The organism is Pseudomonas sp. SIMBA_041, from assembly GCF_046535095.1.
Lineage (GTDB): Bacteria > Pseudomonadota > Gammaproteobacteria > Pseudomonadales > Pseudomonadaceae > Aquipseudomonas > Aquipseudomonas mucoides.
Genome location: NZ_JAWRXJ010000370.1, coordinates 1 through 268, shown reverse-complemented (window position 1 = coordinate 268; position 268 = coordinate 1). Strand labels below are relative to the sequence as shown.

Here is a 268-nt window from a genome sequence, read left to right as displayed (position 1 = left end):
GAATTATTAATTATATTGGAGATTCTTTATATTCCAACGATGATTCAGACGATTATAAATTGATTGGAACTATTACGGGAGACTATGGAACTGGTAAAACTCAACTGTTATTATTTGCAAAGTCCTTGTTATTAAATGAACCGAAAAAAGCTTATGTTTTATATATAAATAATCCAGGAACAAAACTATCAAAACTAATAGGTTCTATTATTGAAAATATTGGACAGGAGGATTTTAAAAAATTTCTATGGAATCAAATTATAGAAAC

Annotated in this window: 1 protein-coding gene; it reads left to right on the top strand. The window is 26.5% G+C overall.

Features of this window, described 5'->3' with window-relative positions:
• Window positions 1–268, top strand: a 268-nt coding sequence (locus SB725_RS31525) for a hypothetical protein (RefSeq protein WP_410923346.1), incomplete at both ends; no start/stop codon positions are given.